The following is a 23,314-nucleotide window of genomic DNA, read 5'->3' as shown; positions in this document are numbered from 1 at the left end:
TTATCCGGCCTACAAAGTTCGTTTCCGCACATTCATCGTATCGGCAAACGCCATTGCCAGACCCACGGCCAATCCGGCGATATGAGCACCATTCGCCATCGACATGCCGAATAGATCAAACCAGCCGGCAACAATCCAGATCAAAGCAAAGATAATCAAACCACGCTGCAGGAAAATACCGCTTTGCGGATCGCGCTCGCCACGCAACCACACGTAGCCCATCAGCGCATATACCACGCCAGACAGTCCACCAAACCACGGGCCGCTAAATTTCTGCTGAACATAGCCGCTCAACAGGGCGCTGATCACGGTAATAACAATCAGTTTTCCACTGCCCAGACGCTTTTCAACCGCACCGCCGAGATACCACCACCACAACAGGTTGAACAGAATATGCATCAGCGAGAAGTGCATAAAAGCGTGGGTGAAATAACGCCAGAATTCAAATTTCAGCGAAGGGTCAAACGGCCATGCCAGCCAGAGCATCACCGCCTGGTCGCCCAGCACGTTCATCGCGATAAACACCAGCACACACGCGGCCATCACCAACCAGGTTACCGGGCCTGCGCGTTCGCGCAATGTGGCCAGGAACGGATAACGCTGGTAGTGCAGACCGCTGTCGGTCTGACCCGACTGCCAGCTTGCCGCTAGGTAGCGCGGATCGCCCGGATTCTCCAGAAATCGCGCCAGTTCAGCATGCACGCGCTCGGCCTGGGACTCATCCGCCAGCCAGACATCCGTTTGCTGATGTTGTTGAATCGTCAGGATAACGCCCTGTGTCGCCATATAATCAACAAATGCCTGCGCCACGCGGGGGTTAGCAAAAGAGGTAATCATCAACATGGTTGCTGTCGCTTATTCCACACAAAAGAGGACAGTATATATATCCTGCCCGTTTCAGGCTGCATCTTTGTTAGCTTACGAACCGTATGCCACTTCTGCCGGAAAATGTCGATGCCAGGCGTCGAAGCCGCCGTCAACGCTGTAAACCGCGTCATAGCCCTGCTGAAGAAGATATTGCGCCGCGCCTTTACTGCTGTTGCCGTGATAACACATCACCAACACAGCGGTGTCGAAATCATGCTCGCGCATAAATGACCCCAGCGTGTCGTTCGTCAGATGAAACGCCTGCGGGGCATGACCCATGGCATAGCTTTGCGGATCACGGATATCCACTAACACCGCGCTCCCCTGATGCAGCTTCTGATGCGCTTCTTCGACATTAATACATTCAAACTGATCCATTGCTCTCTCTTCTTTATATGGCAGGTGATGCTTTTCGGACATGTTACTGCTTAGTTTACGTCCCGACGGCAGTTAAACACCATAATGTTATATGTATCACTGTAAATTGTTTATCCGATGTTACCAATGGCGCGATTCTTTGCTATTATGCTCGATAACGAACATTAATGAGCTATAACGAAAGTGCGAGAGGCCAGCATGGAAACCAAAGATCTGATTGTGATAGGTGGAGGCATCAACGGTGCCGGTATCGCGGCAGATGCCGCTGGACGCGGTTTATCCGTGCTGATGCTGGAAGCGCAGGATTTAGCCTGCGCCACCTCTTCCGCTAGCTCCAAACTCATCCACGGTGGCCTGCGCTACCTGGAACACTACGAATTTCGTCTGGTAAGCGAAGCGCTGGCCGAACGTGAAGTGCTGTTGAAAATGGCACCACATATCGCCTTCCCGATGCGTTTTCGTCTGCCCCACCGCCCGCATCTGCGTCCGGCGTGGATGATCCGCATTGGTTTGTTTATGTACGATCATCTGGGCAAACGCACTAGTTTGCCAAGTTCTACCGGTTTGCGTTTTGGCGCAGATTCCGTAATGAAACCTGAGATTGTGCGCGGTTTCGAATATTCTGACTGCTGGGTAGACGATGCGCGACTGGTTTTGGCAAACGCCCAAATGGTTGTACGTAAAGGCGGAGAAGTATTAACCCGCACTCGCGCCACTTCTGCTCGCCGTGAAAATGGTTTGTGGATTGTTGAAGCTGAAGATATCGATACCGGCAAAAAATACACCTGGCAGGCGCGTGGCCTGGTCAACGCCACCGGTCCGTGGGTGAAAGAGTTCTTCGACGACGGTATGCACCTGCCATCACCGTACGGCATTCGCCTGATTAAAGGCAGCCACATCGTAGTGCCGCGCGTACATACCCAGAAGCAAGCTTATATTCTGCAGAACGAAGATAAGCGTATCGTGTTTGTTATCCCATGGATGGACGAATTCTCGATCATCGGGACGACAGACGTTGAATACAAAGGCGATCCGAAAGCAGTGAAAATTGATGAAAGCGAAATCAATTACCTGCTGAAGGTCTACAACGCACACTTTAAGAAACAACTGGGTCGTGATGATATCGTCTGGACTTACTCGGGCGTGCGTCCGCTGTGCGATGACGAGTCTGACTCACCGCAGGCGATCACCCGTGATTACACGCTGGATATCCACGACGAAAACGGCAAAGCGCCGTTGCTGTCGGTCTTTGGCGGTAAGCTGACCACCTATCGTAAGCTGGCTGAGCACGCGATGGAAAAACTGGCATCGTACTACCAAGGAATTGGTCCGGCATGGACGAAAGAGTGCATTCTGCCAGGCGGTGACATTGGCGGCGATCGCGAAGATTACGCGGCCAAACTGCGCCGTCGCTACCCGTTCCTGACCGAGTCGCTGGCACGCCATTATTCTCGCACCTACGGCAGCAACACCGAATGGGTTATCGGCGAAGCCACCTCGCTTGCCGAGTTAGGTGAAGACTTTGGCCATGAGTTTTATGAGGCCGAACTGAAATATCTGGTCGATCATGAATGGGTTCGTCGTGCGGAAGATGCGTTGTGGCGTCGCACGAAAGAAGGTATGTGGCTGAATGCTGAGCAGCAGTCGCGTATGACCCAGTGGCTGGCGGAGTACATTGAGAAGCACCAGCTGTCGCTGGCGTCCTGATAAAAATGCCGGATGCGGCTAGCGCCTTATCCGGCCTACAAGAGTGCATAAACGTAGGCCGGGCAAGCGAAGCTCCCCCGGCATCGTGTGTTACAACCGCACCGAATCGATATGCCAGATGTTTTCGGCGTACTCTTTGATCGTCCTGTCCGACGAGAAGTACCCCATGTTGGCGATATTAATCATCGACTTGGTGGTCCACTCTTCCGGGTGACGATACAGTTCATCAACCTTATCCTGGCAATCAACGTAGCTGCGATAATCCGCCAGAACCTGATAGTGGTCGCCAAAGTTAATCAGCGAATCCACCAGGTCGCGATAGCGTCCCGGCTCCTCAGGGCTGAATACGCCGCTGCCGATCTGCGTCAGCACCTGGTGCAGCTCTTCGTCTTTCTCGTAATACTCACGCGGCTTGTAGCCCTGGCTGCGTAAAGCCTCGACTTCTTCCGCCGTATTACCAAAGATAAAGATATTTTCTGCGCCCACATGCTCCAGCATCTCAACGTTGGCACCGTCCAGCGTCCCGATGGTCAGCGCACCGTTAAGAGCAAATTTCATATTACTGGTACCGGAGGCTTCGGTCCCGGCCAGAGAAATCTGTTCAGAAAGGTCGGCAGCAGGAATAATCACCTGCGCCAGGCTGACGCTGTAGTTAGGGATAAACACCACTTTCAGCTTGTCGCCAATTTGCGGATCGTTGTTGATCACTTTCGCGACGTCGTTGATCAGGTGAATGATGTGTTTCGCCATGTAATAAGCAGAAGCCGCTTTACCGGCGAAGATATTCACACGCGGTACCCACTCAGCGTCAGGATCGGCCTTAATGCGGTTGTAGCGGGTAATCACATGCAGCACGTTCATCAACTGACGTTTGTATTCGTGAATACGCTTTATCTGCACATCAAACAGCGATTTCGGGTTCACCACCACGTTCAGCTGCTGGGCAATAAGCGTGGCCAGACGCTTTTTATTCTCCAGCTTCGCGCGGCGCACCGCCTGATTTACCAGTGGGTAATCGCAGTGCTGCTCAAGCTCACTGAGCTGGCTGAGATCGGTTCGCCAGGTGCGGCCAATGTTCTCATCCAGCACTTCAGAGAGCGACGGGTTAGCCAGCGCCAGCCAGCGACGCGGCGTCACGCCGTTGGTGACGTTGCAGAAGCGAGTCGGGAAAATCTTCGCAAAATCAGCAAACAGCGACTGCACCATCAGGTTGGAGTGCAGCTCGGAAACGCCGTTAACCTTGTGGCTCACCACCACCGCCAGCCATGCCATACGCACACGACGGCCGTTAGATTCATCGATAATCGACGTCCGCCCCAGCAGAGCTGTATCGTTCGGATACTGTTCCTGTAACGTCTTCAGGAAGTAGTCGTTGATTTCAAAGATGATTTGCAGATGGCGCGGCAAAATTTTGCCCAGCATATCGACGGGCCAGGTCTCCAGCGCTTCGCTCATCAAAGTGTGGTTGGTATACGAGAAGACCTGGCAGCAGACCTCAAACGCATCGTCCCAGCTGAACTTATGCTCATCGATCAGCAAACGCATTAGCTCAGGGATCGACAGCACCGGATGGGTGTCGTTGAGGTGAATGGCGATTTTATCCGCCAGGTTGTCGTAGGTTTTGTGCAGCTGGTAATGACGGCTCAGAATGTCCTGCACCGTGGAGGAGACCAGGAAATACTCCTGGCGCAACCGCAGTTCGCGTCCTGAATAGGTGGAGTCGTCCGGGTACAGTACGCGGGAGACGTTCTCGGAGTGGTTTTTATCTTCCACCGCCGCAAAGTAGTCGCCCTGGTTAAATTTACCGAGATTAATCTCGCTACTGGCCTGGGCATTCCACAGGCGCAGCGTGTTGGTGGCGTCGGTGTCGTAGCCGGGGATAATCTGGTCGTAGGCGACCGCGAGGATCTCTTCGGTTTCTATCCAGCGCGTTTTCTTGCCTTCCTGCTGAATGCGACCGCCAAAACGCACTTTGTAGCGCGTGTTGTGGCGTTTGAATTCCCACGGGTTACCGTATTCAAGCCAGTAGTCCGGCGACTCTTTCTGGCGGCCATCAACAATGTTCTGCTTGAACATACCGTAGTCATAACGAATACCGTAACCGCGTCCCGGCAGGCCCAGCGTTGCCAGTGAGTCCAGAAAGCAGGCCGCCAGGCGCCCGAGACCACCATTGCCAAGACCTGGGTCGTTTTCTTCGTCGATCAGATCTTCAAGATCCAACCCCATACCTTCCAGCGCATTTTTGACATCGTCATAAATGCCCAGCGATAACAGTGCATTGGAAAGCGTGCGGCCAATCAGAAACTCCATAGACAAGTAATAGACCTGACGAGTTTCCTGAGATAATTGCGCACGGTTAGAACGCAGCCAGCGCTCCACGAGACGGTCGCGCACCGCGAACAACGTGGCGTTCAGCCACTCATGTTTATTGGCAATGACCGGGTCCTTACCAATCGTGAACATCAGCTTATAGGCAATAGAATGCTTAAGTGCCTCTACGCTGAGTGTGGGCGATGCATAAGTAAATGGAGCATTCATATAGGTGATTCCTGGATATCTATTTCAAGCGATAGTAAAGCTCACGGTATGACTTCGCCGCGACTTGCCAGCTAAAATCCATGGTCATGGCCTGACGTTGTACAAACCGCCAAAGCGAAGGCCGGGACCACAATACGAAAGCACGCCGGATCGCGCGTAACAGCGACCAGGCATTACTATCTTCAAATACAAACCCACTGGCGATACCGTCCGCCAGGTTTTCCAGCGAACTGTCAGAGACTGTATCAGCCAGCCCACCGGTGCGCCGCACCAGCGGCAGCGTGCCGTACTTCAGTCCATACAACTGCGTTAAGCCACACGGCTCAAAACGGCTGGGAACCAATATCACATCAGCCCCACCCATGATGCGGTGCGAGAAGGCTTCGTGATAGCCGATCTGCACCCCCACCTGTCCTGGATGTTCCGCCGCTGCGGCGAGGAATCCTTCCTGTAATACCGGATCGCCCGCGCCTAGCAATGCCAGCTGTCCACCCTGCTCTAACAACCCCGGCAGCGCTTCCAGCACCAGATCCAGCCCTTTTTGACTGGTCAGACGGCTCACCACGGCAAACAGCGGTACTTTATCGTTGACCTTAAGTCCCATCGCTATCTGAAGCTGACGTTTGTTTTCTGCCTTCTCCTCCAGCGTGTCGCGCGTATATCGCGATGCCAGCAGGAGATCGGTTTCCGGGCTCCAGATTTTTTCATCAACGCCGTTCAGCACGCCGGAAAGACGGCCTTCACGATGACGCTGCTGCAACAGACCTTCCATGCCGTAGGCAAACTGCGGCTCGGTAATTTCCCGCGCGTAGGTCGGACTGACCGCCGTAATGTGGTCGGCGTAGTACAATCCTGCCTTCAAAAACGAAATCTGCCCGTTAAACTCCAGTCCGTGCACATTAAAGAACGACCATGGCAATTGGATGTCATCCATATGCTTTGCATAAAACATGCCTTGATACGCCAGGTTGTGGACGGTGAACACCGATTTCGCCGGATGGCCGCGCGCCGCCAGATACGCCGGAGCCAGACCCGCATGCCAGTCGTGCGCATGCACCACATCCGGGCGCCAGAATGGGTCAAGGCCACAGGCCATTTCACAGCCAACCCAGCCCAGCAATGCAAAACGCTGCACGTTATCGGTATACGCAAACAGGTTAGTGTCGTGATACGGGCTACCGGGGCGGTCATAGAGATGCGGCGCGTCAATCAGGTAAATACCCACGCCGTTGAAATGCCCGAACAGCAGCGTGATACGTCCGGCGAAGGTATCCCGACGCGTTACAACCTGCGCATCGGGAATGCCGCGACGGATATCAGGAAACGCCGGGAGCAGCACGCGGGCATCCACGCCGTCCGCTATTTGCGCTGCGGGTAACGCCCCAATAACATCCGCCAGTCCCCCGGTTTTTAACAGGGGGAACATCTCTGAACAAACGTGTAAAACCTGCATTATCGCTCCTGTTTGATCTGCAGTTTGCGTAGCATTTCACGCGTGACCAGCACAATACCTTCCTCTGAACGGTAGAAACGACGCGCATCTTCTTCCGCGTTTTCACCAATCACCATGCCTTCGGGAATAACGCAGGCGCGGTCGATAATGCAACGACGTAAGCGGCACGAACGTCCCACCCACACTTCAGGTAACAACACTGCCGAATCAATGTTACAGAATGAATTCACCCGCACTCGCGGGAACAGAACGGACTGCACCACCACCGAACCTGAAATTATGCATCCGCCAGAAACCAGCGAGTTCAGCGTCATTCCGTGGCTGCCGGAACGGTCCTGAACAAATTTCGCCGGTGGCAGCGATTCCATGTGCGTACGGATTGGCCAGTCCTGGTCGTACATGTCCAGTTCAGGCGTCACCGAAGCCAGATCGAGGTTCGCCTTCCAGTAGGCTTCCAGCGTACCCACGTCACGCCAGTACGGCTCGGATTCCGGGTCAGACTGCACGCAGGACAACGGGAATGGATGTGCATACGCCATGCCAGCTTCGGTGATTTTCGGGATAATGTCTTTACCGAAATCGTGACTGGAGTTTTCATCGAGGTCATCTTCCGCCAGCAATTCATACAGATAATCGGCGTTGAAAACGTAGATCCCCATACTGGCAAGAGATTTGGTCGGGTCGCCTGGCATGGCTGGCGGGTTGGCGGGTTTTTCAACAAACTCGATAATTTTGTCGCTGTCGTCCACGTCCATTACGCCAAACGCGCTGGCCTCTTCAATAGGCACTGGCATACAGGCCACGGTGCAACGCGCGCCTTTCTCGACGTGGTCGATCAACATGCGTGAGTAGTCCTGCTTGTAGATATGATCGCCCGCGAGGATCACCACATATTCCGCTTTATAGCGTCGAATGATGTCCAGGTTTTGGGTCACCGCATCCGCCGTACCGCGATACCAGTTTTCACCCTGCATTCTCTGCTGGGCAGGCAGCAGATCGACAAACTCATTCATCTCTTCGCTAAAGAACGACCAGCCGCGCTGAATATGCTGCACCAGCGTGTGGGACTGGTACTGAGTGATCACGCCAATACGGCGGATCCCGGAGTTAATACAGTTGGATAAGGCAAAATCGATAATGCGGAACTTACCGCCAAAGTGCACAGCAGGTTTGGCACGTTTGTTGGTTAAATCTTTTAAGCGGGTACCGCGGCCACCGGCCAGGATCAGGGCAACAGATTTTAATGGCAGCTGGCGCGCCAACATTACACGATCGTTCTTCTCTAAACTCACCATGACTAACTCCTTTTTTATCTTCTCTGGAACACACACAGTCCGTGCGCAGGTCCCTGCCAGACAGCCGTAAGCACCGGATTATCCTCTCCGGCAAATGGGGGAACGGCGCACCATTCCCCTTCAGGTAAAACGATATCTGTCACCTCAAGCGTGGCATTTATTGCAATCAGAAAACGGTCTGAAAGCAGGATTTGCATCTGCCTCGGGCCGTTTTGCCACTCATCCGCACTTAAGGGTTGTGCGTACTTATTCAGCCAACAAACATTGCCATCGCCCTCTTCCCACCAGCGATCACCCGTCAGTGCAGGAATTTGCTGGCGAAGATGGATCAGGGCAGCGGTAAATGTGGTTAGTCCGCTGTTTGCCTGCTGCCAGTCCAGCCAGGTCAGGGCGTTATCCTGGCAGTAAGCGTTATTGTTGCCGTGCTGGCTATGACCATGCTCATCGCCCGCCAGCAACATCGGCGTCCCCTGGGAGAGCAACAGCGTGGATAACAGCGCATGAATGCTGTCGCGCCGCCGCTCAATCAGGTCCAGCGTGCCGCCTAATCCTTCTTTACCATGATTGTCGCTGTAGTTATTGCTAGTGCCGTCGCGATTTTCCTCACCATTCGCTTCATTGTGCTTATTTGTGAAGCACACACAGTCGCGTAGCGTAAAACCGTCGTGCGCAGTCACCAGATTGACCGTCGCGCTGGGTTTGCGACCATCGCGTTTAAACACGTCGCTTGATGCGGCAAAACGCCCGGCAAACTCACCCAACGAGAGATTACGCTGGAGCCAGAAGCGTCGGGTCGCATCGCGGAAATGGTCATTCCACTCGGCAAACGGCGGGGGGAAATTCCCCACCTGATACCCGCCTTCACCAATATCCCACGGTTCCGCAATCAGCTTAACGCGTGAGAGCAGCGGACAGTTTTGGATCGCGGTAAACAGTGGCGCATCCTGACGAAACGCAGGTGTACGCCCCATGACGGAAGCCAAATCAAAACGAAAACCATCCACATGGCAGGTTTCAACCCAGTAGCGCAGGCATTCACATGCGTATTCCACAACGCCCGGATGGCTCAGATTGAGGGTGTTCCCACAACCGGTCCAGTTGTAGTAATCACCATCGTCCCTGATCCAATAATAGCTACGGTTATCAATTCCGCGCAGCGAGAAGACGGGGCCTTCGAGATCCAGCTCGGCGCTGTGGTTCAAAACGATATCGAGAATGACCTCAATCCCCGCTTTGTGCAGCGCTTTTACCGCGTCGCGAAACTCATCAAGCGCACTCTCCGGCGAACAGGCATAGGCCGGATGCAGCGCGAACATCGCTACCGGGTTGTAGCCCCAATAGTTCGACAGCCCCAGCCGCTGAAGCCGTGGTTCGCTGGCAAAATGCGCCACCGGCAGCAGCTCCAGCGCGGTAATGCCGAGGCGCTTGAAGTAATCGATCATCACTGGATGGCCCAGCGCTTTGTAGGTTCCGCGAATCTCTTCCGGCAGCTCAGGATGCAAATATGTCAACCCTTTGACATGCGCTTCGTAAATCACGGTATTGCCCCACGGCGTGCGCGGCGGGGTATCATCCTCCCAGTCATAATGATCGGACACCACCACGCCCTTCAGCGCGATGGTGGCATTATCATGATGATCCGGTTCATTTAGCCCACCGTGCAGCAGCGGGTTATCTTTTAACTCGCCATCCACCCGACGGGCGCAAGGGTCAAGCAGCAGCTTGGCCGGATTAAACCGGTGGCCCTGCTGCGGTTGCCATGGGCCATGAACACGATAGCCATAGCGCAGACCGGGCCGGGCGTTGGCCAGATAGCCGTGCCAGACATCACCGCTACGCCCCGGCAGGTCATAGCGAAGTTCGCACCCTTGCTCATCGAATACGCATAATTCAACGCGTTCAGCGTGGGCTGAGAAGAGTGTGAAATTGACACCATGGCCGTCATACGTTGCACCATGGGGGGTGGCGTTGCCGGTTGCCAGTTGCGTCATTACCCCTCCCGAACCAGCCAGATCGTTGCCAACGGCGGTAACGTGAGGCTCAGTGAGTGCTGACGACCATGGCTGGCGATTTCATCGCTGTGCACCGCACCGCCATTGCCGGTATTGCTACCGTGGTAATGCATCGAGTCGGTATTGAGGATCTCACGCCATTTGCCTGGCTGATTGATACCGAAGCGATAGCCGTGGCGGGGCACAGGCGTAAAGTTACTGACCACGATGATTTCATTGCCGACCTTGTCACGACGCACGAAAGCCAGCACCGAACGTTCGTTGTCATCCACCACCAGCCATTCAAAACCATAGGCGTCAAAGTCGAGCTCGTGCAGCGCTTTGTGATGACGGTAGGTGTGGTTCAAATCGCGCACCAGACGCTGTACGCCGTGGTGCCAGTTATCGCCACCTTCCAGCAGGTGCCAGTCGAGGCTGGCGTCATGGTTCCATTCACGTCCCTGCGCAAACTCGTTGCCCATAAACAGCAGTTTTTTTCCCGGGAAGGCCCACATCCAGCCGTAGTAGGCGCGCAGGTTGGCAAACTTCTGCCATGCGTCTCCCGGCATGCGATCGAGAATGGATTTTTTACCGTGTACCACTTCATCATGCGACAGCGGCAGGACAAAGTTTTCGGTGTAGTTGTACAGCATGCCGAAGGTCAGCTTGTCGTGATGGTACTGACGATGAATCGGGTCCAGCTTCATGTAGTCCAGCGTGTCGTGCATCCAGCCGAGGTTCCACTTATACCAGAACCCTAAACCGCCCATATCCTGTGGTCTTGAAACGCCGGCAAAGTCGGTGGACTCTTCCGCCATACTCACCGCACCAGGAACTTGTTCGCCAAGAATGCGGTTGGTATTGCGCAAAAACTCAATGGCTTCAAGGTTTTCACGACCGCCAAATTCGTTTGGGATCCATTCCCCTTCTTTGCGGCTGTAGTCGCGATAAATCATCGACGCCACGGCATCCACGCGCAGCGCGTCAATACCAAAGCGTTCAATCCAGTACAGGGCGTTGCCCACCAGGTAGTTGCTGACTTCACGGCGACCATAGTTGTAGATCAGCGTGTTCCAGTCCTGGTGATATCCTTCGCGCGGGTCGCTGTGCTCATACAGGTTGGTGCCATCAAACTCTGCCAAACCAAAGTCGTCCGACGGGAAATGACCCGGCACCCAGTCGAGAATAACGTTCAGCCCCGCCTGATGCGCGGCATTCACGAAATAACGGAAATCATCGCGCGTCCCGAAGCGACGGGTCGGCGCATACATGCCGGTAGGCTGGTAGCCCCAGCTACCGTCGAACGGATGCTCGTTAATCGGCAACAGTTCGAGGTGGGTAAAGCCCATCCATTTGGCGTACGGCACCAACTGATCCGCCAGCTCGCGGTAGCTCAGCCAGAAGTTGTTATCGGTATGACGACGCCATGACCCCAGGTGAACTTCATAGATAGAGATCGGTGCATCAAACTGGTTGGCTTTTTTGCGCGCCTCGCTTTGCACTACTTTTTCCGGCAGACCACAGATAAGCGACGCGGTTTCCGGACGCATTTGCGCTTCGAAGGCGTAAGGGTCCGCTTTGATTCGCAGCTTACCGTTGGCATCGATCATCTCGTATTTATACAGCTGACCATGCTGCGCGCCGGGGATAAACAGCTCCCAGATACCGCTTTCTTTGCGCAGGCGCATTGGGTGGCGACGGCCATCCCAGTAGTTGAACTGCCCAACCACTGACACGCGTTGAGCGTTAGGCGCCCAGACTGAGAAGCGCGTACCGGTTACGCCATCCATGGTATCCGCATGCGCACCCAGCGTTTCGTAAGGTCGCAGGTGCGTACCTTCAGATAACAGCCAGGCATCCATATCCTGGATCAGCGGGCCAAAACGATAAGGGTCATCAATCAGATTCTGCTGTCCATGCCAGACAACGGCCAACTGATAGCGAAAGAAATTTTTACGACGGGGAAGTACTGCACAGAAAAAACCGCGAGAGTCGAGGCAATCCAGCTTGCCGACTTTGCGTCCGGTTTTGGGTTCGATCACCCACACTTCGGTGGCGTCAGGTAATAGGGCGCGGACTTCAAGTCCAGCATCAGTTTGGTGCATACCGAGTACGGAAAAAGGATCCGCAAAATGGCCTGCAATTAGCGCATTAATCACGTCTCTATCGATACGAACGGACATGGTTGTCATCCTGTTTTATGGCGTCACCCCTTCCAACTGATTTTCGACATCAGGTAGTGACACTTTTTTTGACCTGAACGGCGCAGCACAATTGTGCATCCTCTCTGCGTCGTCCCACCTTCAGGCAACAACTTAATACCTCCGGTACTAAGTCACCCTTAAAGAATAGCCAATGCTTTATCTTACTCCTGGTAAAAAATGAAACATCTGCGCTTACTCCTGTATTACGCAAAAAAAGGGGTGATTCCTCACCCCTTGATCGTTAACAAACTATTACGCCAATTGGCGCAGCATACGGCGCAATGGCTCCGCAGCACCCCACAGCAACTGGTCGCCCACGGTAAAGGCTGACAGGAACTCCGGTCCCATGTTCAGCTTACGCAGACGGCCTACTGGCGTGGTCAGCGTGCCGGTAACGGCCGCCGGGGTTAACTCACGCATGGTGATATCCCGATCGTTTGGTACAACTTTGGCCCACGGATTGTGCGCCGCCAGCAGTTCTTCCACGGTCGGAATAGACACATCTTTTTTCAGTTTAATGGTGAACGCCTGGCTGTGGCAGCGCAGCGCACCGACGCGCACGCACAGGCCATCAACCGGGATCACGGAAGACGTGTTGAGAATTTTGTTGGTTTCCGCCTGTCCCTTCCACTCTTCACGGCTCTGACCGTTATCGAGCTGTTTGTCGATCCACGGAATCAGGCTACCGGCCAGCGGTACGCCAAAGTTATCAACCGGCAGTTCGCCGCTGCGGGACAGGGTCGTCACTTTACGTTCGATGTCGAGAATAGCAGAGGAAGGGGTCGCCAGTTCCTCGGCCACATGGCCATACAGATGACCCATCTGAGACAGCAGTTCACGCATATGGCGCGCGCCGCCGCCGGAAGCCGCCTGATAGGTCGCTACGGAAACCCAGTCAACCAGGTCATTGGCAAACAGGCCACCGAGGGACATCAGCATCAGGCTAACGGTACAGTTGCCGCCGACAAAGGTCTTAATGCCTTTGTTCAGGCCGTCGGTGATGACATCCTGGTTAACCGGATCGAGAATAATGATGGCATCGTCTTTCATACGCAGCGAAGAGGCTGCGTCAATCCAGTAACCCTGCCAACCGCTTTCACGAAGCTTTGGATAGATTTCGTTGGTATAATCGCCGCCCTGACAGGTCACGATGATATCGAGCGCCTTCAGCGCATCCAGATCAAAAGCGTCCTGAAGTGTGCCGGTCGCGGTGCCACCGAACGTCGGTGCCGCCTGCCCAAGCTGGGAAGTAGAAAAGAAAACAGGGCGAATGGCGTCGAAGTCACGCTCCTCAACCATGCGTTGCATGAGAACAGAGCCGACCATACCGCGCCAGCCGATAAAACCAACATTTTTCATAGCGTTTTTTCCTGCAGAGATGTGTGCTGTGTATGCTAACCAGTATCCTACTGGCCTATCCTTCACCATACAAAAAGCAGCCAAAGTCGCAAGTGAAATTAATCAATGATAGCGAAGCCATCAGTAATGCGACTTATCCCGCTGCGCAAGCAAGCAGAAAGTCCGCGGTAATTATCAGGGAATTTGAGTTATGAATGAAATCATTTCAGCGGCAGTTTTATTGATCCTGATTATGGATCCGCTCGGAAACCTGCCCATTTTCATGTCCGTATTGAAACATACCGAACCAAAACGTCGCCGCGCGATTATGATTCGCGAGCTGTTTATTGCGCTGTTGGTGATGCTGATATTCCTGTTTGCGGGCGAGAAAATTCTGGCATTTCTTAACCTGCGCGCGGAAACCGTATCGATCTCCGGGGGCATCATTCTGTTCCTGATCGCCATTAAGATGATTTTCCCCAGCGCCACCGGGAATAGCACCGGGCTTCCGGCTGGTGAAGAGCCATTTATCGTACCGCTGGCGATTCCGCTGGTAGCCGGGCCGACAATCCTGGCCTCATTAATGCTGTTGTCGCATCAGTACCCAAACCAGATGGGGCATCTGGTGATTGCGCTGCTGATCGCCTGGGGCGGTACATTCGTGATTTTGCTGCAGTCTTCGCTGTTTTTACGCCTGCTGGGAGAGAAAGGGGTTAACGCGCTGGAACGCCTGATGGGGCTGATTCTGGTGATGATGGCAACCCAGATGTTCCTCGACGGCGTTCGGATGTGGATGAAGGGGTAACCGTTTTGAAGCTGGAGAGCATAGCATTTCAGAGAACGATTCCGTTCACGTTATGTTCATTGCTTCTCTGAGATCTCGTCACCAGTGAACGTGTTAAGGGGGCTACGCAGCCCCCTTAACAATCCCGGCTCCCGGCAGGAAAATTGCCACTTCGTGGTTCCCTCCACTTATTCCTCCAGGCTACCGGGCCGGGCGCGAGGCAGCGTCCATGCAAAACGCGCCCTGAACCCGCATCCCTGCGGGTTCTCCCGGCCTTACGGAAACGCGTCGGCAATTTTCAGCCGGACCAGCCCACACCTGACCACCTGAGCTTTTACTTGAATACCTGTGAACAGCAAAACGGATATAGCTGAAAGCCAGAGCGCTGAAGCGACACCCTGGTCCGGCTGAAAATCGATGAGGTGTTGACGGCTGACCGGGTCTGCCCGCAGGGATGCGGGCAGAGGGGACGGCCTGCATGGATGCAGGCTCGGCCCCGACCCGACAGGCAGACGGCATAAGACGAATAACTCGCGCAGCGACGATTTTCCCGCCGGGAGCCTGGGTTGCAAGGGAGGCGGCGGTGAGCCTCCCTTGCACGTTCACGGGCATCAGCGCTTCAGAGAAATGACACCACTGAGGTGAACGGAACCCTGAGCAATAATCACATGTTCACCCTACATGCTTAACTGAACGGCATTGCACTGTAATACCAGGTATTCCTTATGCTTTTAAACCGCTGAGAAAACGTATTTTCATTTCTGCGAAGCGCCTTCCGGAATGCCCTCTTGTCAGCATCACGGATAAGCATTATCTTCTCGCTGCACCTGCAAAATCAGGTGCCAGAATTAGCCTTCTGAACTCCTTCATCGGTGACGCAAGTATTTTTGTGTCGCACGCTTAGGTACACTCCAATGGTGGACCGGGCGGGGGCGTCGCAAGACGCGCCGGTATCCGATGAGGCCGGTAAGGCTAACCCTGTTCGGCTCCACCTCCAGTGAGATTAGCCTCTCCAGTGGTGGATGAAAATCACTCATCGGAGGCTGCCCTATGGCTACTACCCCTCTCTTTTCATACTCTTTATTTACCCTTCCCTTTAGCCATGCCACGGACTTCACCGAACTGGCGGATAACTGTGAGAGTTTTGTCGAAGGGCTTGTTGAATGTCATGACCCGGTAGAAAAACTGGCGATTTGTGCGCGCCTGTCGGCCTGTCTGGCACTACTACAACCAACCTTAACGGAACCTGTACCGCAGCATCTACAGGCTAGCCTGACGGTAGAAACCTTACCGACCCGCTCTCCCCTCTTTGAACCCGAACCAGATCAGATGGGGCGTTACTGCCAGCTTTTAACGCATTTGCTGATGAGCAAAACGCTTTCTGATGATATGGAGCGGGTGGCGGGTGATTTGCTGCAGGATTTGGTGGATTATTTCGCCGACACACTGAAAGCGCCGCGCTGGTTGAAAACCGAGGATGGGGTGATGGTGCTGTAAAAAAGCCGGGTGGCGGCTTCGCCTTACCCGGCCTACGGTGTCGATATGTGCTCGTTTCCAGGCCCGGTAAGCGCTAGCGCCACCGGGCAATGCCATCAGCTCAACAGCTGGAAAGCAATCATACCGACAATCGCGCCGACCGTACCGAGGATGGTTTCCATCATCGTCCAGGTCTTCAGCGTTTGCGCTTCAGTCGCGCCGGTAAATTTACCGAACAACCAGAAACCGGCGTCGTTAACGTGGCTGACCACGATAGAGCCGCCCGCGATACAGATAGACAGCGCTGCCATCTGGGCACCGGAGTAGTTCAGTTGCTCAATCACTGGCATCACCAGACCGACCGCCGTTAAGCAGGCCACTGTCGCGGACCCCTGAATGATACGCACCGCCGCCGCCAGCACGAAGCAGGTGATAGCGATCGGCAAGCCCATACCGGTTAACGCTTCGCCCAGTGCAGGGCCAACGCCGGAATCTACCAGTACCTGTTTGAACACGCCGCCCGCACCAATCACCAGCAGAATAATCCCCGCTGGCTGCAGCGCATGGCCGCAGATTTCCATCACGCGGTCTTTTGGCATGCCCTGGCGCACCGCCAGACCGTAAATCGCCACCAGACAGGCAACCAGAATCGCGGTAAACGGATGACCGATAAACTCGAACCATTCGTAGGTTGAAGAACCGACCGGAACAAAGCGTGCGGCGATGGTTTTCAGACCAACCAGCACCAGCGGCAGCAGGATAAGCGATAAGCTGAAGCCAAAGGAGGGCATTTTGCCTTCGCCCAGATGCGGCTCGGTAATGTCTTCCGGTACGTGCAGCTCAACGTAACGGCTGATGAAGTTACCCCACAGCGGCCCGGCGATAATCATGCCCGGAATCGCGGCGCACAGGCCAATCAGGATCATCCAGCCAAAGTCGGCGTGCATCTGAGAGGCCAGCAGCATCGGCGCAGGCCCCGGCAGCAGGAACGCTGCGGCAGCCGCCACGCCCGCAAACAGCGGAATGACCAACTTAACCAGGTTAGTACCGGTATGGCGCGCCATTGAGAATGCTACGCTAATCAGCAGCACAATCGCCACCTCAAAGAACAGCGGCAGCGCGCAAATCAGACCGGCCAGGCCAATCGCGTAATGTGCGCGGCTATGACCGAAGGATTTCAGCATTTTGACGGCAATCTGATCGACCGCGCCGGTCTCATGCAAAATCTTGCCGAACATCGCCCCCAGCGCCACCACAATCGCCAGGAAACCGAGCGTGCCTCCCATCCCTTTTTCCATGGTCGCCGCGATTTTATCGAGCGGCATACCGGAAAAGAGACCTGCACCAATGGATACCACCATCAAAGCAACGAAGGCGTGCATACGCGCCTTCATCACTAAAAACAGCAGTAATAAAACGGACCCTACTGCTGTTAAAACAAGCGTTAATGTGCTCACTACTTACTGCCTTGGTTAATAACCTCAATGGTGCTGGCGACCACACCGTCCAGTGGTTGATCGATATCGACCACCAGTACATCGTTTTCATTCGCACCCGGTTCTTCCAGCGCTTCAAACTGGGTAACCAGCATCTGCGTTTTGAAGAAGTGGCCTTTACGCGCCTTCAGACGGCTTTCGATAACGTCAAAATCCCCTTTCAGATAAATGAAAGAGAGGTTCGGGTTACCGTCGCGCAACTGGTCGCGGTAGACTTTTTTCAAGGCAGAACAGACGATCAGAGAAACCTTATTGGTACGCTGCATCGCAAAAGCGGCGTCATTAAGCGCCTGTAGCCACGGTTTACGGTCGTCATCGTTGAGTGGCTCACCGGAAGCCATTTTCATGATGTTGCTGCGCGGATGGAGAAAATCGCCATCAAGAAACGCGGCCTGCAGTTGATGCGCCACTTCGCTGGCGACAGCAGATTTACCGCTGCCCGATACGCCCATCAGAACGTAAACGTGGTGATCATGATTAGTCGTGCTCAAAGCGTTGCCCCCACTGGTACAAGAATCAGGAAATTGTTACGGGTAACTGTTATCGGTAACATTGTCCAGCCGGATAAATAGAGAAGCAATATCCATTCGTGCTCGAAGTGTATAAGTGTGAGCTACTTCAAACTTGTTGGCTTAAATAGATCCGCCCGGTGACAAGGTGAAACCTAAATCTAACATTTTAGGCGTGACTGCTTCACCACGAATGCGCGCCAGCAGGCGTTCTGCGCCAATGCTGCCCATCCGTTCACGTGGCGTGAGCACACTCGCCAGACGCGGCTCCATCACCTGCCCGATGTCGTGACCGTGGAATCCGGCAATCGCCATGTCATCCGGGATTTTCAGCCCTAAACGCTGGCATTCGAAGGCCGCCCCTACCGCCAGGTCATCGTTGGTACAGAAAACGCCGTCGAGCTGCGGGTATTCACGCCGCGCCTGACGGATGAGTTCAATACCGGAGGAGTAGGAAGAAGACTGTTCCACCATCACGCTGTACGGCACCAGGTTGGCATCGCGCATTGCCTGCTCGTAGCCTCTCTGTTTGATGATAGTACGTTCATCAAGACGAGCGCCAAGATAGGCTACATGACGGTGCCCGCGGGCGATAATAGCGGCAGTCATCTGACGCGCGGCTTCGAAGTTGTCGAAACCGACGGCGATATCCAGACACGGAGACTGGCTATCCATCAGCTCAACCACCGGGATACCGGCAACTTCAATCATTTTCAGCGTACGGGGCGTATGGCTACGTTCGGTGAGGATCAGGCCATCGATATTCCACGACAGCATCGATTCCAGGCGCTCTTGTTCCATCTCAGGCTTATAGCCGTAGTGCGCGAGCATGGTTTGATAACCATGGGCGTCGGTGACAGCCTCAATGCCGCGTAGCACTTCAGCAAAAACCTGGTTAGTGAGAGACGGTAACAGCACGCCGATAGCGCGGCTGGTAGCGTTAGAAAGGATATCAGGAGCGCGATTGGGAATATAACCCAGCTCATCAAGTGCAGCGGCAATTTTGCCCCGCAGCGCCACGGAGACCTGCTCCGGGTTACGCAAAAAGCGACTGACCGTCATTTTGGTCACGCCCACGCGGTCGGCTACATCCTGAAGTACGGGTCTTTTCTTTTTCATCGTCCTGAAGCGTTAAAAAGGGATAGATTCTCCCAGTTTACCACGGACGTGCGTGAACCTTTGCAGAGAAAAAAAGGAGTTTTTATTGTGATAAATACACAAAATCATTCGAGTTGCATCAAGGCGGCGACGCAGTGACAAATTCGTCAGGAACGAATTTGAACAACCGAAGGTTGCCTCTGGTGAGGGACAAGGATGTCCCTCATTAAATCCCCGGGAGCGTACATTAAGTACGCGACCGGGGTGAGCGAGGAAAGCCAACACAGATGCGGCTTGAAGGATGACGTGTATTTTTATACTGGCGGCAGGTCAAACAGCAACACTTCACTGTCGCTGTCGGCATGAATAGAAATTGCCTGTTCATCCCAGATTGCCAGACCGTCGCTGGTGGTCGCTTTGGTGCCGTTAATCGTCACGTTGCCTTTTACCACCTGGATCCAAACGCGGCGTTCAGCGGCAATCTGATGCACCGACTGCTCATCTTTGACCAGCGCCCAACGGTACAGCTCCATATCCTGGTACACTTTAAGTGAACCATCACGGGCATCCGGCGACAGCACCAGTTGTTTACCCTGAGCGGCATCGAAACGACGCTGTTCATAGCGCGGAGTAATACCGTTCTCCTGCGGCATGATCCAGATCTGATACAGATGCAGCTTCTCAGTATTGCTCGGGTTGTACTCCGAGTGACGGATCCCCGTCCCGGCGCTCATAATCTGAAACTCACCGGCCGGAACCTGCTCTTTATTGCCCATGCTGTCCTGATGCTCCACCGCGCCTTCCAGCACGTAGGTCAGGATTTCCATGTCTTTATGGGGGTGAGTACCAAATCCCTGACCTGCATCGATCACGTCATCGTTAATCACGCGCAGTGCCGAGAACCCCATAAAGTTCGGGTCATAGTAGTTGGCAAAAGAGAAGGTATGCCAGGAATCAAGCCAGCCATGATTAGCGTGGCCACGGTCGTTAGCTTTGCGTAAGTAGATCATTGTGTTCACCCCCAGATGTTTTCGATGGAGTAAGTGTGGACTCAATCCGTCTGGGATCATAGAGGGTGAAAATTGACTCCTCTGTTCAAAAAATATGAACAAGCCCAGAGGAGTCTGTGCAGGCTATTTGGCGAGGGTTATCGTGGCAGGCGTTGCCTGTTCAAAGGCGCGTTCGATGATCTCCAGGTTGGTAAGAACTTCAGATTCCTTGACGTAATTAGGCGTACCGGTGGTCAGCGTCTGGTACAGCGCGTCATACACGCGACCGTAATCCCCCACTTCCGGCTTTACCTCTTCTTTTACCGTGATGCCGTCATCGTTGACGTACTCTAGCATCCCAATGGAATCATCAGCAGCGAAACCTGGCTCGCCCGGCATGATATTGGCCTTCAGGCTGGTTTCCTGCTGGTCGATGCCGTACTTCACAAACGAGCCTTTGGTGCCATGGACGATAAACTTCGGATAGTCGATTTTCACCAGATGACTGGTTTTAACAATGGCTTTCAGGTCGCCGTAAAACAGCTGCGCTTCAAAGGTATCGTCCGGGTTCGCTTTGTTGCGCAGGCTGCGGATGTCATAGGCCACATGATCGGGACGTCCGAACAGCGAGATAATCTGATCCATGGTGTGTACGCCCAGACCATAAAACGCGCCGTCCTGCGGCAGTCCCGGCTTGGTTTCTGCTTCAGGACGGTAGTAATCGAAATGGCTTTCAACCTCAACAATCTTGCCGAGCTTGCCGCTCTCAATGGCTTTTTTCGCGGTGAGGAAGCAGGAGTCAAAACGGCGATTCTGATACGGCGTAACGGTCAGTCCTTTGCTTCGCGCCAGTTCGAACAGCTCTTTTGCTTGCGCAAGCGTCGGCGTGAAGGGTTTCTCAACCAGCACATTTTTACCCGCTTCCAGCGCGCGTTTAGCATATTCAAAATGGCTGTCAGCATGGGTACAGACGATCACCAGTTTCACCTGCGGATCGTTTAAGATCTCGTCGAGGTCGCTGGTGAAGTGAATATGCGAATACTGCGGCGCCTGCTCTTCCGGCCTGGCGTTGCGGCGGAAAATGTGCGCGACGTGCCAGCTATTTTTGCGGTTGAGGACGTACGGCAAATGGTAGCGGGTGGTGCTTTTACCAAAACCAATAAATGCGCAGTGTAAGGTCATGAGACGATCCTTTTGAAGGTGATTGTCTACACCATAGCGCAAAGCGGCTGGAGACTGAATCCATCCTGTCATCGTGCCGGATGCGGCGTTGCCTTATCCGGCCTACCGCATTATACAGCCAAAAGATCGGGCGTAAGTGGCGTAGGCAGATTATTCACGGCCTGCGCGCAGCAACCGGAGCGTACACAGAGTACGTGAGGATTGCGAGCACAGCCCGGGATTAAGCTGGTAAGCAAACTAGCCCGAAACCCAGCCAAAAAAAAAGCCAGCAAAAGCTGGCTAAAGTAATACTGGAAGCAATGTGAGCAATGTCGTGCTTTCAGGTTCTCCGTAGGGGTTCCCCTGAACGCAGAGCAATAATAATCATTCTCATTCGCACTTGTCTACTTCTTTTTGCAAAAAAATGCAGTTGACGGATTTTTCTTTCTCAGCGAGTGTAAATGCACAATTAACCCTGCAGGAGATAAGGAATGAGTGAGATAGTGATACGCCACGCTGAACCGAAAGATTACGACGCAATTCGTCAGATCCACGCCCAGCCGGAGGTGTACCACAACACGCTACAGGTTCCTCATCCTTCTCTCGAAATGTGGCAAGCGCGGCTAACCGAGCAAGCCGGTGTCAAACAGCTGGTTGCCTGCATTGATGATATCGTCGTGGGGCATCTCTGTATTGAGGTCGCGCAGCGCCCGCGCCGCAGCCACGTGGCCGATTTTGGTATCTGCGTGGATGGCAGGTGGCACAATCGTGGCGTTGCCAGCGCGCTGATTCGTACGATGATCGACATGTGCGACAACTGGCTGCGCGTCGAGCGCATTGAGCTGACAGTATTTGTTGATAATGAGCCTGCTGTAGCAGTCTATAAGAAGTACGGCTTTGAAATCGAAGGCACCGGTAAGAAATACGGCCTGCGCAACGGTGAGTATGTTGATGCCTACTTTATGGCGCGCGTGAAATAAATTTAAGGGCGAGCCTTATCGCCCTGCTTATTGAAAGGACGCAATAGTGAAAAAGTTTCTTCCCCTGGTTTTGCTGGCCTCGCTCTCCCCTGCTTTTGCCACTACCGTACAAAATCTCGATTCCGTAGCCAGTGCCATCCAACATCCTGAAGGTAAACAGATTTTTGCTGAGCAAATGGCAGGAGCAACCCCTGCGAAAGGATTTGGTGAGCTTCCTCAGGGCTTATCCGAAAAGCAGTGGATTGCATGGGTTGCACCGAATGAAGATCCTGACAACCTGATCCTGACCGGTGCTAAATCTTGGGGAAAAGACGGTAAATATATTGGCATTGCTTGTTTTGCCGATAATAAGGCTGACGCCGAGCAAGCAAAAAAATACGCGGATAACACCTGCCCGGAAAACTACAGCAACGGGCGCGCTAATAAATTATATCTCGGCGTTTTTTCCTGGCAGAATCCACAGCTAACGCCGATTGCACGCTCGGAAAAACCGTTAAACCAGCTCTCGGAGTGGAATAAAGCCGCCGAAAAAGAGAGCGATGATGAGTCCATCAGACCGCTGGCTTATTATACAAAACTGGATCTGGCACCGTACCGGATCGCCCCCGATACCCTGGCGTTCGGGGTGCGTGGTGGATACTCTGATGCGTATTCCGGCGGCGGCGCATTTTACGAAGTGCTGGAGCTCTATGCGATCAAAGACAACAGGATAATCAACGTTTATTCCGACCTTGTTTATCAATATACGGACATCGCCGGAGACTGGAATAAAGACGGCACAAGGCAGCACGACATTAGCGAAAGTAAGTACATTCTCAAAATGCGCTCGGCAAAGACGCACGGATTTTATGACTTAGAGCGCGTTAGCCTACAGGATAAAAGCAGCCAAATATTCCGCTGGTCCGAATCACTGCAGCGATATGCGCCATAACCTACCAGTCAGGCCTACATCGTTCAGAACGCTGTAGGCTGTTGATATGGGTTAATAAACATCAATAAAAACTCCATTAATAACCCTCCATTATAAAATAAATAAAAATAACCCCCTTA

Annotated in this window: 18 protein-coding genes and 1 pseudogene; 6 read left to right on the top strand and 13 right to left on the bottom strand. The window is 53.8% G+C overall.

What is annotated here, in order from left to right; all coding sequences use genetic code 11:
- Nucleotides 1-9: 9 nt before the first annotated feature.
- Together glpG and glpE are read right to left on the bottom strand one after the other, a co-directional pair.
- The gene (glpG, locus tag OGY09_RS10015; RefSeq protein WP_032945236.1) at nt 10-843 is read right to left on the bottom strand and encodes a rhomboid family intramembrane serine protease GlpG; all 834 of its coding nucleotides are present in this window, start codon (nt 841-843) and stop codon (nt 10-12) included.
- Between the two features lie 75 nt (nt 844-918).
- Nucleotides 919-1,245 (bottom strand): thiosulfate sulfurtransferase GlpE, encoded by a 327-nt coding sequence (gene glpE / locus OGY09_RS10010; RefSeq protein ID WP_003827629.1) that lies wholly within the window; start codon nt 1,243-1,245, stop codon nt 919-921.
- Nucleotides 1,246-1,443: 198 nt separating this feature from the next.
- Here glpE and glpD point away from each other — a divergent pair, with 198 nt between their 5' ends.
- Entirely contained in the window at nt 1,444-2,952 is a 1,509-nt protein-coding gene (gene glpD, locus OGY09_RS10005; protein ID WP_008786343.1) for a glycerol-3-phosphate dehydrogenase, read from the top strand.
- Nucleotides 2,953-3,042: 90 nt separating this feature from the next.
- Here the strand turns inward: glpD and glgP are convergent, their stop codons facing one another.
- The 6 genes from glgP to asd all read right to left on the bottom strand — a co-directional run bounded on the left by glgP (nt 3,043) and on the right by asd (nt 13,792).
- Nucleotides 3,043-5,490: a glycogen phosphorylase gene (glgP, locus tag OGY09_RS10000; RefSeq protein ID WP_003827624.1), complete on the bottom strand. Its 2,448-nt coding sequence runs from the start codon at nt 5,488-5,490 to the stop codon at nt 3,043-3,045.
- Between the two features lie 19 nt (nt 5,491-5,509).
- Nucleotides 5,510-6,943 carry a glycogen synthase GlgA gene (gene glgA, locus OGY09_RS09995; protein ID WP_003827622.1) on the bottom strand — a complete coding sequence of 478 codons (1,434 nt, stop codon included), beginning with the start codon at nt 6,941-6,943 and terminating at the stop codon, nt 5,510-5,512.
- The gene (glgC, locus tag OGY09_RS09990) at nt 6,943-8,238 is read right to left on the bottom strand and encodes a glucose-1-phosphate adenylyltransferase (protein WP_006687433.1); all 1,296 of its coding nucleotides are present in this window, start codon (nt 8,236-8,238) and stop codon (nt 6,943-6,945) included. Before glgC ends, glgA begins: the two co-directional genes overlap by 1 nt.
- Before the next feature lie 14 nt (nt 8,239-8,252).
- Complete coding sequence (gene glgX, locus OGY09_RS09985) at nt 8,253-10,229, bottom strand: glycogen debranching protein GlgX (protein ID WP_008786347.1); 1,977 nt, start codon at nt 10,227-10,229, stop codon at nt 8,253-8,255.
- Complete coding sequence (glgB, locus tag OGY09_RS09980) at nt 10,229-12,412, bottom strand: 1,4-alpha-glucan branching enzyme (protein WP_032945237.1); 2,184 nt, start codon at nt 12,410-12,412, stop codon at nt 10,229-10,231. Before glgB ends, glgX begins: the two co-directional genes overlap by 1 nt.
- Nucleotides 12,413-12,685: 273 nt before the next feature.
- Nucleotides 12,686-13,792 carry an aspartate-semialdehyde dehydrogenase gene (gene asd, locus OGY09_RS09975; RefSeq protein WP_003827614.1) on the bottom strand — a complete coding sequence of 369 codons (1,107 nt, stop codon included), beginning with the start codon at nt 13,790-13,792 and terminating at the stop codon, nt 12,686-12,688.
- Nucleotides 13,793-13,982: 190 nt separating this feature from the next.
- Here asd and yhgN point away from each other — a divergent pair, with 190 nt between their 5' ends.
- From yhgN to OGY09_RS09960, 3 genes and pseudogenes are all read left to right on the top strand, one after another.
- Nucleotides 13,983-14,576, top strand: coding sequence for an NAAT family transporter YhgN (gene yhgN, locus OGY09_RS09970; protein ID WP_003023480.1), 594 nt, complete (start codon nt 13,983-13,985; stop codon nt 14,574-14,576).
- Nucleotides 14,577-15,605: 1,029 nt separating this feature from the next.
- A complete protein-coding gene (locus OGY09_RS09965) occupies nt 15,606-16,052 on the top strand; it encodes a hypothetical protein (RefSeq protein ID WP_032945238.1) in 447 nt (148 codons plus the stop codon).
- Nucleotides 16,046-16,225: pseudogene (locus OGY09_RS09960) on the top strand (MarC family protein); the annotation flags it as partial. The gene OGY09_RS09965 and the pseudogene OGY09_RS09960, both read left to right, overlap by 7 nt.
- Here OGY09_RS09960 and gntU read toward each other — a convergent pair.
- The 5 genes from gntU to OGY09_RS09935 form a co-directional block, all read right to left on the bottom strand.
- Nucleotides 16,148-17,488: a gluconate transporter gene (gene gntU / locus OGY09_RS09955; protein ID WP_003827609.1), complete on the bottom strand. Its 1,341-nt coding sequence runs from the start codon at nt 17,486-17,488 to the stop codon at nt 16,148-16,150. The pseudogene OGY09_RS09960 and the gene gntU overlap by 78 nt on opposite strands.
- Nucleotides 17,488-18,018, bottom strand: a complete 531-nt coding sequence (gntK, locus tag OGY09_RS09950; protein ID WP_003023475.1) for a gluconokinase — start codon at nt 18,016-18,018, stop codon at nt 17,488-17,490. The genes gntU and gntK overlap by 1 nt, the downstream gene beginning before the upstream one ends.
- A 141-nt stretch (nt 18,019-18,159) precedes the next feature.
- Nucleotides 18,160-19,155: a gluconate operon transcriptional repressor GntR gene (gene gntR / locus OGY09_RS09945; protein WP_008786351.1), complete on the bottom strand. Its 996-nt coding sequence runs from the start codon at nt 19,153-19,155 to the stop codon at nt 18,160-18,162.
- A 293-nt stretch (nt 19,156-19,448) separates the two neighbouring features.
- A complete protein-coding gene (gene yhhW, locus OGY09_RS09940) occupies nt 19,449-20,144 on the bottom strand; it encodes a quercetin 2,3-dioxygenase (RefSeq protein ID WP_003023472.1) in 696 nt (231 codons plus the stop codon).
- Nucleotides 20,145-20,267: 123 nt separating this feature from the next.
- Complete coding sequence (locus OGY09_RS09935; protein WP_032945239.1) at nt 20,268-21,305, bottom strand: oxidoreductase; 1,038 nt, start codon at nt 21,303-21,305, stop codon at nt 20,268-20,270.
- Nucleotides 21,306-21,775: 470 nt separating this feature from the next.
- Between OGY09_RS09935 and yhhY the strand changes: the two genes are divergently transcribed.
- Both yhhY and OGY09_RS09925 read left to right on the top strand, forming a co-directional pair.
- On the top strand, nt 21,776-22,264 hold the full coding sequence (gene yhhY / locus OGY09_RS09930; protein WP_008786353.1) for an N-acetyltransferase: 489 nt from the start codon (nt 21,776-21,778) through the stop codon (nt 22,262-22,264).
- A 46-nt stretch (nt 22,265-22,310) separates the two neighbouring features.
- Nucleotides 22,311-23,195, top strand: a complete 885-nt coding sequence (locus tag OGY09_RS09925; RefSeq protein ID WP_032945240.1) for a hypothetical protein — start codon at nt 22,311-22,313, stop codon at nt 23,193-23,195.
- The last annotated feature ends 119 nt before the right edge of the window (nt 23,196-23,314 follow it).

Source organism: Citrobacter sp. Cpo071, assembly GCF_030332765.1.
Taxonomy (GTDB): Bacteria; Pseudomonadota; Gammaproteobacteria; order Enterobacterales; family Enterobacteriaceae; genus Citrobacter; species Citrobacter portucalensis.
Note: the sequence above shows the minus strand (reverse complement) of the source record. Positions and strands in the feature narration are given on the sequence as shown.

Coding starts and splice junctions, on each gene's coding strand:
- glpG (WP_032945236.1), bottom strand. CDS start 843: ATGTTGATGATTACCTCTTTTGCTAACCCCCGCGTGGCGCAGGCATTT.
- glpE (WP_003827629.1), bottom strand. CDS start 1,245: ATGGATCAGTTTGAATGTATTAATGTCGAAGAAGCGCATCAGAAGCTG.
- glpD (WP_008786343.1), top strand. CDS start 1,444: ATGGAAACCAAAGATCTGATTGTGATAGGTGGAGGCATCAACGGTGCC.
- glgP (WP_003827624.1), bottom strand. CDS start 5,490: ATGAATGCTCCATTTACTTATGCATCGCCCACACTCAGCGTAGAGGCA.
- glgA (WP_003827622.1), bottom strand. CDS start 6,943: ATGCAGGTTTTACACGTTTGTTCAGAGATGTTCCCCCTGTTAAAAACC.
- glgC (WP_006687433.1), bottom strand. CDS start 8,238: ATGGTGAGTTTAGAGAAGAACGATCGTGTAATGTTGGCGCGCCAGCTG.
- glgX (WP_008786347.1), bottom strand. CDS start 10,229: ATGACGCAACTGGCAACCGGCAACGCCACCCCCCATGGTGCAACGTAT.
- glgB (WP_032945237.1), bottom strand. CDS start 12,412: ATGTCCGTTCGTATCGATAGAGACGTGATTAATGCGCTAATTGCAGGC.
- asd (WP_003827614.1), bottom strand. CDS start 13,792: ATGAAAAATGTTGGTTTTATCGGCTGGCGCGGTATGGTCGGCTCTGTT.
- yhgN (WP_003023480.1), top strand. CDS start 13,983: ATGAATGAAATCATTTCAGCGGCAGTTTTATTGATCCTGATTATGGAT.
- OGY09_RS09965 (WP_032945238.1), top strand. CDS start 15,606: ATGGCTACTACCCCTCTCTTTTCATACTCTTTATTTACCCTTCCCTTT.
- gntR (WP_008786351.1), bottom strand. CDS start 19,155: ATGAAAAAGAAAAGACCCGTACTTCAGGATGTAGCCGACCGCGTGGGC.
- yhhW (WP_003023472.1), bottom strand. CDS start 20,144: ATGATCTACTTACGCAAAGCTAACGACCGTGGCCACGCTAATCATGGC.
- OGY09_RS09935 (WP_032945239.1), bottom strand. CDS start 21,305: ATGACCTTACACTGCGCATTTATTGGTTTTGGTAAAAGCACCACCCGC.
- yhhY (WP_008786353.1), top strand. CDS start 21,776: ATGAGTGAGATAGTGATACGCCACGCTGAACCGAAAGATTACGACGCA.